15 protein-coding genes are annotated in these 15592 nt (G+C 74.3%); 3 read left to right on the plus strand and 12 right to left on the minus strand.

What is annotated here, in order from left to right:
* The first annotated feature begins 31 nt into the window (after positions 1-31).
* Positions 32-508 carry a hypothetical protein gene (locus tag BLS67_RS07400; protein WP_242653893.1) on the plus strand — a complete coding sequence of 159 codons (477 nt, stop codon included), beginning with the start codon at positions 32-34 and terminating at the stop codon, positions 506-508.
* Here the strand turns inward: BLS67_RS07400 and BLS67_RS07405 are convergent.
* From BLS67_RS07405 to sodN, 6 genes are all read right to left on the minus strand, one after another.
* Positions 505-1284 (minus strand): HAD-IIA family hydrolase, encoded by a 780-nt coding sequence (locus BLS67_RS07405; protein WP_091242360.1) that lies wholly within the window; start codon positions 1282-1284, stop codon positions 505-507. The genes BLS67_RS07400 and BLS67_RS07405 overlap by 4 nt on opposite strands.
* Positions 1281-1769 carry a GNAT family N-acetyltransferase gene (locus tag BLS67_RS07410; protein WP_091242363.1) on the minus strand — a complete coding sequence of 163 codons (489 nt, stop codon included), beginning with the start codon at positions 1767-1769 and terminating at the stop codon, positions 1281-1283. The genes BLS67_RS07405 and BLS67_RS07410 overlap by 4 nt, the downstream gene beginning before the upstream one ends.
* Positions 1766-2572 (minus strand): CDP-diacylglycerol--serine O-phosphatidyltransferase, encoded by an 807-nt coding sequence (gene pssA, locus BLS67_RS07415; RefSeq protein ID WP_091242365.1) that lies wholly within the window; start codon positions 2570-2572, stop codon positions 1766-1768. Before pssA ends, BLS67_RS07410 begins: the two co-directional genes overlap by 4 nt.
* A complete protein-coding gene (locus BLS67_RS07420) occupies positions 2569-3273 on the minus strand; it encodes a phosphatidylserine decarboxylase (protein WP_091242368.1) in 705 nt (234 codons plus the stop codon). The genes pssA and BLS67_RS07420 overlap by 4 nt, the downstream gene beginning before the upstream one ends.
* Before the next feature lie 53 nt (positions 3274-3326).
* Complete coding sequence (locus BLS67_RS07425) at positions 3327-4565, minus strand: PP2C family protein-serine/threonine phosphatase (protein ID WP_091242371.1); 1239 nt, start codon at positions 4563-4565, stop codon at positions 3327-3329.
* A 91-nt stretch (positions 4566-4656) separates the two neighbouring features.
* On the minus strand, positions 4657-5061 hold the full coding sequence (gene sodN / locus BLS67_RS07430) for a superoxide dismutase, Ni (RefSeq protein ID WP_091242375.1): 405 nt from the start codon (positions 5059-5061) through the stop codon (positions 4657-4659).
* Between the two features lie 51 nt (positions 5062-5112).
* On the opposite strand from sodN, the gene BLS67_RS07435 reads away from it, so the two are divergent.
* Entirely contained in the window at positions 5113-5487 is a 375-nt protein-coding gene (locus BLS67_RS07435; RefSeq protein WP_242653894.1) for a S26 family signal peptidase, read from the plus strand.
* Between the two features lie 51 nt (positions 5488-5538).
* The gene (locus BLS67_RS07440; protein WP_207500398.1) at positions 5539-6714 is read left to right on the plus strand and encodes an NAD(P)-dependent malic enzyme; all 1176 of its coding nucleotides are present in this window, start codon (positions 5539-5541) and stop codon (positions 6712-6714) included.
* Between the two features lie 2 nt (positions 6715-6716).
* On the opposite strand, the gene BLS67_RS07445 is transcribed toward BLS67_RS07440, so the two are convergent.
* From BLS67_RS07445 to BLS67_RS07470, 6 genes are all read right to left on the minus strand, one after another.
* Positions 6717-7430, minus strand: a complete 714-nt coding sequence (locus tag BLS67_RS07445; protein ID WP_242653895.1) for a metal-dependent hydrolase — start codon at positions 7428-7430, stop codon at positions 6717-6719.
* A gap of 94 nt (positions 7431-7524) precedes the next feature.
* On the minus strand, positions 7525-8964 hold the full coding sequence (locus tag BLS67_RS07450; protein ID WP_207500401.1) for a pyridoxal phosphate-dependent decarboxylase family protein: 1440 nt from the start codon (positions 8962-8964) through the stop codon (positions 7525-7527).
* A complete protein-coding gene (locus BLS67_RS07455; RefSeq protein WP_091242385.1) occupies positions 8961-10292 on the minus strand; it encodes an MFS transporter in 1332 nt (443 codons plus the stop codon). Before BLS67_RS07455 ends, BLS67_RS07450 begins: the two co-directional genes overlap by 4 nt.
* Positions 10289-11497: a multidrug effflux MFS transporter gene (locus tag BLS67_RS07460; RefSeq protein WP_207500403.1), complete on the minus strand. Its 1209-nt coding sequence runs from the start codon at positions 11495-11497 to the stop codon at positions 10289-10291. Before BLS67_RS07460 ends, BLS67_RS07455 begins: the two co-directional genes overlap by 4 nt.
* Positions 11498-11513: 16 nt before the next feature.
* Entirely contained in the window at positions 11514-11699 is a 186-nt protein-coding gene (locus BLS67_RS07465) for a DUF6104 family protein (protein WP_091242389.1), read from the minus strand.
* A gap of 6 nt (positions 11700-11705) precedes the next feature.
* Positions 11706-15533 carry a multifunctional oxoglutarate decarboxylase/oxoglutarate dehydrogenase thiamine pyrophosphate-binding subunit/dihydrolipoyllysine-residue succinyltransferase subunit gene (locus tag BLS67_RS07470; RefSeq protein WP_242653896.1) on the minus strand — a complete coding sequence of 1276 codons (3828 nt, stop codon included), beginning with the start codon at positions 15531-15533 and terminating at the stop codon, positions 11706-11708.
* Positions 15534-15592: the final 59 nt, after the last annotated feature.

The raw sequence follows: 15592 nt of genomic DNA on the forward strand, positions 1-15592 counted from the left end.
CGCCGACGAGGGCCCGCGTAGCCTCGCCCCCGTGGCAGCGCGCTCGCAGGACCCCGGCGGTCGTCGGTGGACCGAGCGGCTGCTGGGCGGCAGCGCCCGCGAGACGGCCCCGCGGCCGCCGCGGCCGACCACCGAGGCCCCCCGTGCGGTGCGGTTGGCCGCGCTGCTCGTCGGGCTGGAGGCCCTCGCCGCGGTGGTGGTCGCCGGCGTCGTGCTGTGGCTGACCGTCACCGGCGACCCCGACAGCGTCGGCCGGGCCCTGGCCGAGGTGGTGTACGTGCTGCTCGGTGCCGCTGCGCTGGCGGCGTGCGCGGTCGGGATGCGGCGGGTCGCGGCGTGGGCCCGGGGTCCCGTGGTGGTGCTGCAGCTCCTGCTCGGGGCGTTCGGCTACGTGACCGCCTTCGAGGCGGAGCGGCCGCTGCTGGGCGTCCCCGTGCTGGCCTGCGTCGCGGGTGTGTGCTGGTTCCTGGCCACCCCCGAGGCCCGGCTGGCCTACTCCGACCGCTAGACCAGGTCGATCACGTCGGCGATGGAGTCGAGGACCCGGCTGGGGCGGAACGGGAAGCGCGAGACGTCCGACGCCCGGGTCGAACCGGTGAGCACCAGCACCGTCTCCAGCCCGGCCTCGATGCCGGCCACGATGTCGGTGTCCATGCGGTCGCCGATCATCGTGGTGGACTCGGAGTGGCCGTCGATCCGGTTCAGCGCCGAGCGGAACATCATGGGGTTCGGCTTGCCGACGAAGTAGGGCTCGGCCCCGGTGGCCTTGGTGATGAGCGCCGCCACGGAGCCGGTGGCGGGCAGCGAGCCCTCGGCCGAGGGCCCGGTGACGTCGGGGTTGGTGGCGATGAACCGCGCCCCGGCCTCGACCAGCCGGATGGCCCGGGTGATCGCCTCGAAGCTGTAGGTGCGGGTCTCGCCCAGCACCACGTAGTCGGGGTCGGTGTCGGTGATCGTGTAGCCGGCCTCGTGCAGGGCGGTGGTCAGCCCGGCCTCGCCGATGACGTAGGCCGACCCGCCGGGCAGCTGGGTGGCCAGGAAGTCGGCGGTGGCCAGGGCGGAGGTCCAGATGGCCTCCTCGGGCACGTGCAGACCCGAGCGGGCCAGGCGGGCGGCGAGGTCGCGCGGGGTGAAGATCGAGTTGTTGGTGAGCACCAGGAACCGGCGCTCGCGGTCGACCAGCCGCTGCAGGAAGTCGGCCGCGCCGGGCAGCGCCTGGCCCTCGTGCACCAGCACGCCGTCCATGTCGGTCAACCAGCACTCGCTGGGCCTGCGCTCGCTCATGAGGTCCTCTCGGTGCCGGCGAAGTCGGTCAGTGCGTCGTCGGTGAGCCGGTAGACCGACCAGCCCTCCTGCGGGCGGGCACCGGCGGCGCGGTAGAACTCGATCGAGGGCGTGTTCCAGTCCAGCACCGACCACTCCAGCCGCGCGTAGCCGCGCTCGACGCACACCGCGGCCAGCGTGCGCAGCAGCTCGCGGCCCAGGCCCGTGCCGCGGTGGGCGGGGGAGACGTAGAGGTCCTCGAGGTGCACCCCGTGGGTGCCGCGCCAGGTCGAGAAGTTCAGGAACCACAGCGCGAACCCGGCGACCGCGCCCCCGGCGTCCACGGCGACGTGCCCGAAGAGGGCGGGGGAGTCGCCGAAGAGCGCGGCGTGCAGCTGCTCGGCGGTCATCCGCGCCTCGTCGAGGCTCTTCTCGTAGTCGGCGAGCTCGCGGACCAGGCCGAGGACGACGGGCACGTCGGCGGGCTCGACCGGCCGCACGCTCACGACAGCAGGTCCTTGACCCGGGTCGGCACCAGCCGGCCCAGCGGCGAGACCACCGGCACCAGCAGCGGCGACAGCAGGTAGCCGTAGGCCACCACGCAGAAGGTGAGCACGGGGACCGTGGCCAGGCCGACGGCCACGAGCACGGCCGCGGTGACCAGGCCGTAGGGGCGCCGGCTCTTCGGGCTGACCAGCGACCGGAACGAGCGCCACCGGATCGTGGAGATCATCAGCAGTCCGGGGACCAGGACGACCAGGAGCACCCACAACCGGTCGCGGCCCTCGAGGACGTCGGAGAAGGCGAACACGCTGGCCATGACGACGCCGGCGGCACCGGGGCTGGGCAGGCCGACGAAGAACCGCTTGTCGGCGGTGGGGTCGACGGTGGTGTTGAACCGGGCCAGCCGGATCGCCGCGCACGCCACCCACACGAAGCAGGCGATCCAGCCCAGCGGGTCGAAGCCGTCGCGGCCCGCGGAGAACAGCGCGAAGGTCAGCAGCGAGGGGGCCAGGCCGAAGGACACCAGGTCGGCCAGGGAGTCGAACTGCAGGCCGAAGGGGGAGACCGCACCCACCATGCGGGCGACCGCGCCGTCGGCGATGTCGAGGATGACCGAGGCGCCGATGAGCACGCAGGCCAGCGCGTACTGCCCCCGGAAGGCCACCAGGATCGCGGCGAACCCGCACAGCATGTTGCCCAGGGTGAACAGGCTGGGCAGCCACGAGCGGGCCCGGCTGCGTCCCCGGCGCGACGAGGCGCGGACGAACTCGACGGTCTGGGTGCGCCGGGTGGTCTCGCGGGTCACCGTCCGCCGCCGTCGTCCGGGGTGCCCCAGCGGGCGATGACGGTCTCGCCGCCGCGCACCCGCTGCCCCTTCGTCACGGCCAGGGTGGCGTCGGCGGGGAGGAAGACGTCCATGCGGGAGCCGAACTTCATCAGGCCCATGCGCTCGCCGGCGGCCAGCTGCTCGCCGGGGCCGGTGCGGGTGACGATGCGACGGGCCAGCACGCCGACCAGCTGCCGGAAGACCACGGTGCGGTCGCCGTCGGCCAACCAGATCTCGCTGCGCTCGTTGCGGTGCGCGCTCTCGGCCCGGTAGGCGGCCAGGAAGCTGCCCGGCGTGTAGGTGCTGCTGGTGACCGTGCCGCGGTAGGGCGAGCGGTTGACGTGCACGTCGACGACGGACAGGAAGATGCTGACCTGCTGCCAGCCCCCCTCGGGCACCGGCTCGGGGGCGACACCCTCCTGGGCGGGACCGGCCACCATCACCATGCCGTCGGCGGGGGAGAGCACGTCGTCGGTGCCCGGCGGGGTGGTGTCGCACCGGCGCTGCGGGTCGCGGAAGAACAACGCCATGTAGGCCGACAGCCCGAGCAGGGGCCACGTCGCAGCCCGAGCCGCAGCCCGCGCCGACCGGGTGCCGGTCAGCCGCCCGAGCACCCCGAGGGCGACCGCCGGGGCGAGCGGGACGGTGATGAAGGGCCAGCCGGCCCGGTCGATGCGCATCGGGGTCCGAGGCTACCGGTGGGTGGCCGCGGTGGCTGCTGCTCGCCGCGGGCTCACGTCGAGGCGTGCTCGGCGCTGGCCCCGCTGTCGCTGCTGCGGGGGCGGAGCTCACCGCCGTACCAGTCGAGGCAGACGACGGTCGCGTCGTCGGAGAGCTCCTGCCCGACGGCCCGGACGACGGCCGAGCCGAGCGCGTGCACCACCTGGCGCGGGTGCGCGCCGGCACTGCTGCTGACCGCCGCGACGACGTCGACCGCGGCGGCGTCGCGCTCCTGCATGCCGTCGGTGAGGAACACCAGCCGGTCGCCGGGCCGCAGCTCGAACTCCTGCAGCCGGAAGTCCCGGCCCCGCTGGACCCCGAAGGGCAGGTCCACCAGCAGCTCCAGCTCCTCGACCACGCCGTCGCGCAGCCGCAGCGGCGCCGGGTGGCCGGCGTTGACCAGCAGGGCGGCCCCGGTGGTCAGGTCGACCCGCAGCACCTGGCCGGTGACGAACTGGCCGTGGCTGCCGTGCTGGGCGACCGCGTCGTTGGCCGCCCGGGTCTGCGCGGCGAGGTCCGCCCCGCGCCGGCGCTCGTTGCGCAGGCAGCCGACCAGCAGGGTGGCGAGCAGGGCGGCGGCCACGTCGTGGCCGACCGCGTCGGTGATCGACACCTGCAGGCTGTGCCGGTCCAGCGACCAGTCGAAGGTGTCCCCGCCGACGGTGGCCGCGGGCTCCAGCCAGCCCGACACGGTGAACTGGCCGGCCTCGCAGGTGAAGGACGCCGGGAGCAGGCGCCGCTGGATCTCGGCGGCCAGCGAGAACGGCGTCGTGCGCTGCCCCCACTCGAACAGGTCGGTGTGCCGGCGGTTGGCGATGAGCACGTACGCCAGCGCGTGGCCGGCCGCGGCGACGTCGGCGAGCACCTCGGGGCCCGGCTCGTCGGGCAGCACCAGCTCGAGCACGCCCAGCGCGTCACCGCGGTCGGTCACCGGGACCAGCACCCGGGTGCCCTCGGGGCCCGGGGTGACCAGGGGCCGCTGGGTGCGCAGCACCTCGCCGTGGTCGCTGCCGGCCAGGTCGAGGGTGTCGGCGCTCTCGGTCCCGGTGGTGCGGGTGGCCGCACCCGACGGGGTGACGGTGCCCAGCCGGACCAGGGAGTGCCCCGAGAAGTCGGCGATGAGGAAGGAGACCGCCCGTGCCGCCACGGCGGCCGACAGCTCGGCGGCCACCACGGTCACGGCGTCGACGGGGGCGGCGGCCTCGACCTGCTCCAGCAGGGCGCGCAGGTCCAGCCGGGAGCGGTCGGTCACGGTCACCTCGGGGAGGGGGGCGGAGGAGCAGGGACGACGACGCCGGGCCGCCCGCGGAGGGGCGACCCGGCGTCGTCGGTCGAGCAGGGCTTCAGGCCGCGGCCTTGGTCTCCCAGAAGATCGTGTCGATCTCGGCGATGTAGTCCAGCAGCTTCTGGCCCTCGGCGGGGTCGACGGACTGCTTGGCACCCGAGGCGCCGGCCTGCTTGGTGGCCTTGTTGAACAGCTCGTGCAGCTGCGGGTACTTCTCGAAGTGCGGCGGCTTGAAGTAGTCGGTCCACAGCACCCACAGGTGGTGCTTGACCAGGTCGGCCCGCTGCTCCTTGATGATCAGCGCACGGGTCTTGAACACCTCGTCGTCGCTGCCCTGGTACTTCTCCTGCAGGGCCTTGACCGACTCGGCCTCGATGCGGGCCTGGGCGGGGTCGTACACGCCGCAGGGGAGGTCGCAGTGCGCGGTGGCCTCCACGGCGGAGAACAGGCTGAACAGCCGCATGGGAGTTCCTCCGGAGTTCGTGGGGATGGGTCGTCTGGGACCCTACCCGCGGTGATCAGGGCAGACATGTCGGAGACGGGACCACCGGACGACGTCCCGGGGTTGGCCACCCGCTGGGTGCTGGCGCGGGTCCGCGGGCCCTCGATGTCCCCGACCCTCAAGGACGGCGACCGGCTGCTGGTGGCCCGCGCCCGGCCCGGCTCGCCCCCGCGCCCCGGCGACGTCGTCCTCGCCCGGTTCCCCGCGCGGCCCGAGCTGCTCGTGGTCAAGCGGGTGGTGCGCCCGGTGCCCGGTGGGCACTGGGTCCAGGGCGACAACCCGTCGGTCGCCGACGACAGCCGGGCCTACGGGGTGGCCGTGGTCGTCGGCCGCGTGCTGCTGAGGGTGCGGCCCCGGCCGGGATGGTTGCCCGCTGCGCCGCAGTGACGTGGGTCGCTGCTCTACGCTCCCCGGTCCATGGGCTCAACGGAGAGTGTCATGACCAGCTCGACCGACCGGTTCGCCGACGACCCCGCCTTCGCGGTGCACGAGGGCGGCAAGCTCTCGGTGCGCACCAAGGGCGCCATCACGTCGATCGCCGACCTCGCCCTCACCTACACCCCGGGTGTAGCCCGTGTCTCCAGCGCCATCGCCGCCGAGCCCGAGCTCGCCCGGCGCTTCACCTGGGCCCCCCGCGTCGTCGCGGTCGTCTCCGACGGCACCGCCGTCCTGGGTCTGGGTGACATCGGGCCCGCCGCCGCGCTGCCGGTGATGGAGGGCAAGGCCTGCCTGTTCCGCGAGTTCGCCGACCTGGACTCCGTGCCGATCGTGCTGTCCACCACCGACGTCGACGAGATCGTGGCCACCGTGCTGGCCATCGCGCCCTCGTTCGGCGGCATCAACCTCGAGGACATCAGCGCGCCGCGCTGCTTCGAGGTCGAGGCCCGGCTCAAGGAGCAGCTGCACATCCCGGTCATGCACGACGACCAGCACGGCACCGCGATCGTCGTCCTCGCTGCGCTGCGCAACGCCGCGAAGGTCACCGGGCGGCAGCTCGCCGACCTGCGCGTGGTGGTCTCCGGTGCCGGCGCGGCCGGCGTGGCCTGCACCAAGATCCTGCTGGAGGCGGGCATCGGGGAGATCGCGGTGGCCGACTCGAAGGGTCTGCTGCACGCCGGGCGCGAGGGGCTCTCCGGGTCCAAGCAGTGGCTGGTCGAGCACACCAACCCGACCGGCCGCACCGGCACGATGGTCGAGGCCCTGGCCGGCGCCGACGTCTACCTGGGGCTGTCCGGGGGGTCGGTGGCCGAGGAGGCGATCGCGGCCATGGCGCCGGGGTGCATCGTGTTCTCCCTCGCGAACCCCACGCCCGAGGTCGACCCGCTGATGGCCGCGAGGTACGCCGCGGTGGTGGCCACCGGGCGCAGCGACCTGGCCAACCAGATCAACAACGTGCTGGCCTTCCCCGGCGTCTTCCGGGGCGCCATCGACGCCGGCGCGACCGCGATCACCGAGGGCATGAAGCTGGCCGCGGCCACCGCGATCGCCGACGTCGTGGGCGACGAGGTCCGGCCCGACTACATCGTGCCCTCGCCGCTGGACCGGCGCGTGGCCGCGGCCGTGGCCACCGCGGTCGCCGCCGCAGCGCGGGCCGAGGGAGTCGTGCGGGGCTGACCTCAGCCGGCGGCGGTGAGCTCCGACCAGACCGCCGCCGCCGGCAGGTTCAGCCACAGCAGCACCAGGGTGGCCACCACGAAGGCCGGCACCAGCAGCACCTTCTCGGTGAACCCGCCGGTCCGCATCGGCGAGAACGCCACCGTCGCCCGCGGTCGCACCAGCCAGACCAGCGGCACCGGGACCCCGCCGCAGGTCAGGAAGTCCCCGGCGACGTGCACCAGCACGCCCAGCGCCACCGCCCACGGCAGCCAGCCGGGTGAGGGCGAGTGGGCCAGCAGCAACCAGGCACTGCCCCACGAGAGCACCAGGTTGCCGACCACCGTCTCCTCGAACCGCCCGGGGACGACGACGTGCAGCGCGCGCAGCGCGAGCCCGATGGCCAGCGCGAGCAGCAGCAGCGACGCCCAGGTGGCCTGCGCGGCGGCCAGCGCCAGCCCGCCGAACGCCAGGGGCGCCAGGACGGCGTCGTGCGTGCCGTGCCGGTGCCCGCCGGTGAGCTTCCCGACCAGCCCCGCCGGTACCTCGGTCAGCGGCCCCCACATGCGGGAGATCGTCGAGCCGCGCTGGTCCAGGTCGGGCAGCATCGCCATCCCGCCCACGGCCGCGACCCAGCCGAGCTGCGCGACGGTCCCGCTCAGCGGAGCGACAGGAAGGGACGCCGCCCCGACGGCGAGCCCGGACAGAGCATGAGAGTGACCCAGCACGGGGCCCATCGTCGACACCCCGACCGGTGATCATGGGGTTCTGGCCCGGTGACACGCCGGATGCAGCGCGTCACCGGGCGACAACCCCATGATCACGGCGGGATCAGTGCGGGCGGTGGACGCGGTCCAGGACGCCGGCCAGCAGGCGCTCGGCCAGCTCGCGGGGGAGGGCGGCGACCAGGGCGTGCACGGGGGCCATCCGCTCGGGCAGCGGGCCGCCGTCCAGACCGGCGAAGGCCAGCAGGCCGTCGACCTCGGCGACGGTGAGCGCGGCCGGGTCCAGACCCTGCGCCGCGGCGACCAGGCCGGGGTCGGGCACCGGGGGAGGCAGCTCGAGCGCGGCCCGGGCGGCGTCGGCCAGGTCGGTCAGCAGGGCGGGCACCCGGTCGGCGGTGGCCGCGGTGACGGTCAGGTGCAGCGTGGCCGGCAGGGTCGTGCCGTCGGGCTGGGTGAACGGCGGCTGCGGCTGCAGCAACCAGCCGCGGGCGGTCATCTCGTCGGCCAGGTGCAGCACATCCAGGCCGTCGGTGCCGGCCAGCGCCACCAGCGTCGTCGCCGGGTCGCCGACCACCCGCACCCCGGGGACGCCGCCCAGCCCGGCCACCAGCGCCGTCGTCGCCTCCCGGGCCCGGCGGGCCAGCCGCCGGTAGCCCTCGACCCCCAGCCAGCGGTGCACCGCCCAGGCCGCCGCCATGGGCCCGGCAGGTCGGGTGCCGGCCAGGGTCGGGTTGACCACCGGGTACCCCGGCCAGCCGGCGGTCGCGAACCAGTGGCCCAGCCGGAACTCCGGATCGCCGGTCAGCAGGAGGGACACGCCCTTGGGGGCGTAGCCGTACTTGTGCAGGTCCACCGACAGGCTGGTCACGCCGGGCACCGACAGGTCGAACGGTGCGGTGCCGGTGTCGCCGTCGAGGTGGGGGAGCAGCCACCCGCCGATGCAGGCGTCCACGTGGCAGGGCGCCCCGGCCGCGGCGGCCACCGCCGCCACCTCGGCCACCGGGTCCAGCACGCCGTGCGGGTAGGAGGGCGCGCTCACCACCACCAGCGCGGTGCGGGTCGAGAGCAGCTGCGCGACGTCGTCCGGCCGGACCCGGCAGGTCTCCGGGTCCACGCCCACGTCGACCACGGCGAGGTCGAACAGGTGCGCGGCCTTGCGGAACGCCGCGTGCGCGGTGACCGGTAGCAGCAGCTGCGGGCGGCGCTCGTCGCCGGGGTGCGCCGCGCGCCACCGGGTGCGGGCGGCCAGGACGGCCAGCAGGCAGCTCTCGGTCCCGCCGGAGGTCACCGTGCCGACCGCACCCGGGCCGCCGCCCAGCAGCCCGAGGGCGGCCCCGACCAGGTCGCCCTCGATGCGGGCGACGCTGGGGAAGGCGGTGGGGTCCAGCGCGTTGGTCCACTGGTACGCGGCCTGCGCGGCCGCGGCCAGGGCGTCGACCTCGGCCAGCCCGGAGTCGTAGACGTAGGCCATGGTGGCGCCGCCGTGGGTGGGGACGTCGTCGGTGGCCAGGGCAGTGAGCTCGGCCAGCACCTGCTCGGGTGTCACGGGGTGGGCTCCAGGCGGTAGCGGGCGACCAGCGGCAGCGAGGCGAGCACGAGCAGGGCGGGCAGCAGGCTGAAGCCCAGCAGCACCGTGGTGTCGGCCGCCGCGGTCTGGGCGACCACGGCGGTGCCCGACGACGAGCGGTAGCCGGCCAGCGCGAGCAGCCCGCCGAGCACCCCGGGCCCGACGGCCAGCCCGAGGGCCTCGGCCGCCGTCCAGACGCCGGTGAAGACCCCGGCCCGGCGTCGGCCGGAGGACGCCTCGTCGGCCGCCACGACGTCGGGCAGCATCGCCAGCGGGAACATCTGCAGCCCGGCGTAGCCCACGCCGACGACCACGACCAGGGCGAGCACCAGCGCGGTGCGCCCCGGGGCGCCCAGCGCCAGCCCGGCGGCACCGGCGGCGAACACGGTGCCGGCGGCCAGCAGACCGGTCCGCTTGCCCAGGCGGCGGCCCAGCCGCAGCCACAGCGGCATCACCACGATCGCCGGGCCGACCAGCGCGACGAACAGCAGGGTGCCGGCCGCGGGGTCGCCGAGCACCTGCCGCGCGTAGTACGGCACCCCGGCCAGCATCACCCCGATGCCCAGCGCCTGGACGACGAAGGCGCCCAGCAGCAGCCGGAACGGACGCACCCGCACCGCGACCCGCAGCGTCGCGAGCGGCCGGCCCTCGCTCTGCACCCGGGTCAGCGTGCGCGCCGACCGGGTGCCGACCACCGCCCCGAGCATCCCCCCGGCCAGCAGCACCGCCACGAACGCCGCCATGGCCAGGTGCCCCGCCCGGCCCCCGCCGGCCAGGTCGACCACGGCCGGTGCGCCGGCCCCGGCGAGCAGGATGCCGACCGCCAGCGCGGCCACCCGCCACGACACCAGGGTCGACCGCTCGCCGGGGTCGAGGGTGATCTCGGCGGGCTGGGCCACGTAGGGCACCTGGAAGAGCCCGTAGGCGGTCGCGGCGAGCAGGAAGGCGACCGCCACCCAGGTGGCGGCCAGCCACGGCGGCCCGCCCGGCCCGGCGAACACCAGCACGAACAGCGGCGGCAGGGCCAGGCCGCCGGCCAGCATCCACGGCCGGCGCGGACCCCACCGGCTCGTCGTCGCGTCCGACCGGGCACCCACCCAGGGGTTGAGGACGACGTCCCACGCCTTCGGTGCGAACACCACCAGACCGGCCACCCCGGCCCCGACCCCGAGGACGTCGGTGAGGTAGTAGAGCAGCAGCAGCCCCGGCACCGTGCCGAACGCCGCCGTGCCGATCGAGCCCAGGGCGTACCCGAGGTGCGTGCCGCGGGTCAGCCCGGGCGCCGCCGTGAGGGGGAGGCCGGTCACGAGGCGGAAGGTAGCCGGTCCTCCCCGCTGGTGTCCCCGGGCGCCGCGGTGCCGGGCGCAGCCGGTGGCGGTACGCGCAGGGCTGCGGTCGTGCCCAGGACGGCGAACCCGGTCATCACCGCAGCCATCGGCAGCAGGGTCCCGGCCGCGCCCAGGCCGGCCAGCGGGGCCCCGACCCCGGCGATCGCGAACTGCGCCGCACCGACCAGGGCCGAGGCGGTGCCCGCGCTCCGGGCGGCGCCGGCCATGGCGAGGGCGGTGGCGTTGGGGAGCACCAAGCCGGTCGCGGCCACCGCCAGGCCGACCAGCGGCAGCACGACGGGCAGCCCGGCCCCGCCGAGCGCGGCGACCACCAGCCCCCCGCCGCCGACCAGCTGCAGCGCGGTGCCGGTGCGCAGCAGTGCGCGGGACCCGGTCCTGGCCACCACCGCGCGGGAGAGCTGACCGGCCAGCACGATGCCGACGCCGTTGCCGGCGAACACCAGGCTGAACTGCACCGGGGTGAGCCCGTACCCGCTCTGCAGAACGAACGACGACGTCGAGATGTAGGTGAACAGGGCGCCGAACCCGAGGCCCTGGGCCAGGACCGCGGTCCGGAAGGCACGGTGGCCGAGCAGCTCGCGGGCGTTGCGGAGCGTCGCCCGGGCCCCGCCCCGCACACGGCGGTCGGCCGGCAGCGTCTCCGGCAACCGCCGCGCGGCCGCGACCAGCAGCACGACGCCGATGAGCGCCAGCACGCCGAAGACGCCGCGCCAGGTGGTGAACCGCAGCAGCTGCCCGCCCAGGACAGGTGCCAGCACCGGGGCGGCCCCGCCGATCGAGGCCAGCAGGGCGAAGGCCCGGGCGGCCGCGACGCCCTCGGTGGTGTCGCGGACGACGGCCCTGGCGAGCACGATCCCGGCCGCTCCGGCCAGGCCCTGCAGCAGGCGGACGCCGACCAGGACCCAGACCGACGGCGACAGCGCGCAGAGCACCGACGCCGCGGTGTACGCCGCCACCCCGACGAGGACCGGCACCCGGCGGCCGAACCGGTCCGACAGCGGCCCGGCCACGAGCTGGCCGGCGGCCAGGCCGACCGCCACCGACGTCAGGGTCAGCTGCGCAGCACCCTGGCCGGCGCCGAACTCGGCCTCCAGCGAGGGCAGCGCCGGCAGGTAGAGGTCCATCGACAGCGGACCGAACGCCGACAACGCCCCCAGCAGCACCGTCGTGCCGCGGCGCTCAGTCCTCGTCGTCGTCGTCCGTGCCGCCGCGGGCCAGCCAGGTGGCCAGGCGCTCGACCGGTACCTCGAAGTCGGGGTGCGCGTCGACGAAGGCCTGCAGCTGGTCACCCAGCCAGGCGAAGGAGATCTCCTCCTCGCCCCGGCGGGTGACCAGCTCCTCGATCCCGCGGTCGGTGAAGTACACGGGTGGCTACTGCGCGAACGAGCGGGTGACCAGGTCCTTCTGCTCGGCCTCGTGGATCTTGGCCGACCCCACCGCGGGGCTGGCCGAGGCCTTGCGGCTGACCACCGACAGGGTCTTCCCGGCCGGCAGCTCGGCGGGCAGGTTGACCGCCATGAACTGCCAGGCCCCCATGTTGGCCGGCTCCTCCTGCACCCAGACCACCTCGGCGGCGTTCGGGTAGCGGTCGAGGGCCTGCACCAGCTCGCTGGTCGGGAGGGGGTAGAGCTGCTCCACCCGCAGCACGGCGACGTCGTCGGTGCCCTCGGCCTCGCGGGAGGCGAGCAGGTCGTAGGCGACCTTGCCGCTGCACAGCAGGACCCGGCGCACGGCCTGGTCGTCCAGCGGCTCCCCACCGACACCCGGGTCGGGCAGCACCGGCCGGAAGCCCTGGTCGGTGAAGTCCTCGACGGCGCTGACCGCGGCCTTGGCCCGCAGCAGCGACTTCGGCGTGAAGACCACCAGCGGGCGGTGGGTCTCGGACAGCGCCTGGCGGCGCAGCAGGTGGAAGTAGTTCGCCGGCGTCGAGCAGTTGGCGACCGTCATGTTGTTCTCGGCGCACATCTGCAGGAAGCGCTCGGGCCGACCGCTGGAGTGGTCGGGGCCCTGGCCCTCCAGGCCGTGCGGCAGCAGCAGGACGACGCCCGACCGCTGGCCCCACTTGGCCTCGCCGGAGGAGATGAACTCGTCGATGATCAGCTGGGCACCGTCGACGAAGTCGCCGAACTGGGCCTCCCAGAGCACCAGGGCGTCCTTGCGGGCCACCGAGTAGCCGTACTCGAAGCCCAGCGCGGCGTACTCGCTGAGCAGGGAGTCGTAGACGAAGAACTTCGCCTGGTCGTCGGCGAGGTTCGCGATCGGCGTGTACTCCTTCGCGTCCTCCCGGTCGATGAGCACCGAGTGGCGCTGCACGAACGTGCCGCGGCGGGAGTCCTGGCCGGCCAACCGCACCGGGACGCCCTGCATGAGCAGCGACCCGAAGGCCAGCAGCTCGCCCATGGCCCAGTCGACGCCGCCCTCGCTGACCATCGCCGCGCGCCGCTCGAGCATCTTCTGCAGCTTCGGGTGGACGGTGAAGTCCTCGGGCAGCGAGACGTGGGCGTCGCCGATGGCCTTGAGCACCTCGGTGGTGATCGCGGTCTTCGCCGACTCGGAGGGCCGCTGGTCGACCGGGCGGACCTGCTTGGAGGTCTCCTGCGCGTCGTGGGTCTCGCTGAAGGCCCGCTCGAGCTGCCCGCGGTAGTCCTTGAGCGCCTCCTCGGCCTCGGCCAGGGTGATGTCGCCCCGGCCGACCAGGGCCTCGGTGTACAGCTTCCGGACCGAGCGCTTGCGGTCGATGATGTCGTACATCAGCGGCTGGGTCATCGAGGGGTCGTCGCCCTCGTTGTGCCCGCGCCGGCGGTAGCAGACCAGGTCGACGACGACGTCCTTGCGGAACGCCTGGCGGTAGTCCACGGCCAGCCGGGCCACGCGGACGCAGGCCTCGGGGTCGTCGCCGTTGACGTGGAAGACCGGCGCACCGATCATCCGCGCGACGTCGGTGGAGTACAGGCTGGAGCGGGCCGCCGCCGGGCTGGTGGTGAACCCGACCTGGTTGTTGACGACCACGTGCACGGTGCCGCCGGTGCGGTAGCCGCGCAGCTGCGACAGGTTGAGCGTCTCGGCGACCACGCCCTGGCCGGCGAACGCGCTGTCGCCGTGCAGCAGGACCGGCAGCACGGTGAAGCCCTGCTCGCCCTTGTCGATCATGTCCTGCTTGGCGCGGACGATGCCCTCGAGGACGGGGTTGACCGCCTCCAGGTGGCTGGGGTTGGAGGTCAGCGACACGGTGATGCCGGCGTCGCGGGCCGGGTGCTGGAAGTGCCCGGTGGCGCCCAAGTGGTACTTGACGTCGCCGGAGCCCTGCACGGTGCCCGGGTCGATGTTGCCCTCGAACTCGCCGAAGATCTTCGAGTAGGGCTTGTGCAGCACGTTGGCCAGCACGTTCAGCCGGCCGCGGTGCGGCATGCCGATGGCGACCTCGTCGAGCTCGTACTCGGTGGAGGCCAGCAGCACCTCGTCCAGCAGCGGGATGACGGACTCGCCGCCCTCGAGGGAGAACCGCTTCTGCCCGACGTACTTGGTCTGCAGGAAGGTCTCGAACGCCTCGGCGGCGTTCAGCCGGCCCAGGACGTGCTTCTGCTTGTCGCGGTTGGGGGCGTCGTGCTTGACCTCGATGCGCTTCTGGAGCCACTCGCGCTCCTCGGGGTCGGTGATGTGCATGTACTCGATGCCCACGGTGCGGCAGTACGAGTTGCGCAGGACGCCGAGGACGTCGCGCAGCGGCATCACCTTCTCGCCGGCGAACCCGCCGACCGGGAACTGCCGGTCGAGGTCCCACAGCGTCAGGCCGTGCTGGGTGATGTCGAGGTCGGGGTGCGTGCGCACCTTGAACTCGAGCGGGTCGGTGTCGGCCATCAGGTGGCCGTTGCGCCGGTAGGCCTCGATCAGCTCGACGACCCGGGCGCCCTTGTCGATCTGGCCCTCGTGCCGGACGGTGACGTCGGGGACCCAGCGGACCGGCTCGTAGGGGATGCGCAGCGAGGCGAAGATGCCGTCGTAGAAGCCGTCCTCGCCCAGCAGCAGGCCGTGCAGCCGGCGCAGGAAGTCGCCGGACTGGGCGCCCTGGATGATCCGGTGGTCGTAGGTCGAGGTCAGCGTGATGGTCTTGGCGACCGCCAGGTCGGTGAGCGTCTCGGGGCTCATGCCCTGGAACTCGGCCGGGTAGTCCATGGCGCCGACGCCGACGATCGTGCCCTGCCCGGTGGTCAGCCGGGGCACCGAGTGGTTGGTGCCGACGGTGCCCGGGTTGGTCAGGCTGACCGTCGTGCCGGTGAAGTCGTCCATGGTCAGCTTGCCGCCGCGGGCCCGCCGGATGACGTCCTCGTAGGCGCCCCAGAAGGCGGCGAAGTCCATCTCCTCGGAGCCCTTGATGTTGGCGACCACGAGCGAGCGGGTGCCGTCGGGCTTGGGCAGGTCGATGGCCAGCCCGAAGTTGACGTGCTCGGGCTGCACCAGGGTGGGCTTGCCGTCGACCTCGGCGAAGGCCGCGTTCATCTCGGGGAAGTCGTCCAGCGCCCGGACCAGCGCGTAGCCGATGAGGTGCGTGAAGGAGACCTTGCCGCCGCGGGAGCGGGCCAGGTGGTTGTTGATCACGATGCGGTTGTCGACCAGCATCTTGGCCGGGACCGCGCGGACGCTGGTGGCCGTGGGCACGGTCAGCGACGCGTTCATGTTCTTCACGACGCTGGCCGCGGCGCCGCGCAGCACGGTCCGCTTCGGGCCGGCGCTGTCGTCGGCCGGGGCGGCCCCGGCGGCGGGCTTGGCGGCGGGCTTCGCGGTTGGTGCGGCGGCGGGCTTCGCCGCGGGTGCGGCGGGGCGCTGGTCGGCGGCCTTGTCCGCGGGCTGCGCGACCACCGGCGCGGCGGCCTTCGGCTCGACCGGGACGGCCTTGGGGGCCGGGGGCGCCGAGGAGGTGCCGGTGGTGCTGGGCCGGGTCGCCGACGCCTCGGCGTCGGCGGGTGCCGGCTTCGCCGCCGGCTCGTCGGGTGCGTCGTCGGCTGCGTCGTCGACGTCCGCGGCGTCACCGGAGGCCGAGGAGGTGCCCGGGGCGTAGTCGTCGAAGAAGTCGTGCCAGGCCTGGTCGACGCTCCCCGGGTCGGCGAGGTACTGCTGGTACATCTCCTCGACCAGCCACTCGTTGGTTCCGAATCCGCCGGCCGCGGCGGAGGCGGTGGGGGAGGGCTGGGATGAGTTCACGCTTGACACGGGGTCGAGTGCCTTCTTCGTCTGTGGACGTCGTTGGACCGGTTGCCGAT

Origin of the sequence: Klenkia soli, from assembly GCF_900103975.1 — a bacterium.
GTDB lineage: Bacteria > Actinomycetota > Actinomycetes > Mycobacteriales > Geodermatophilaceae > Klenkia > Klenkia soli.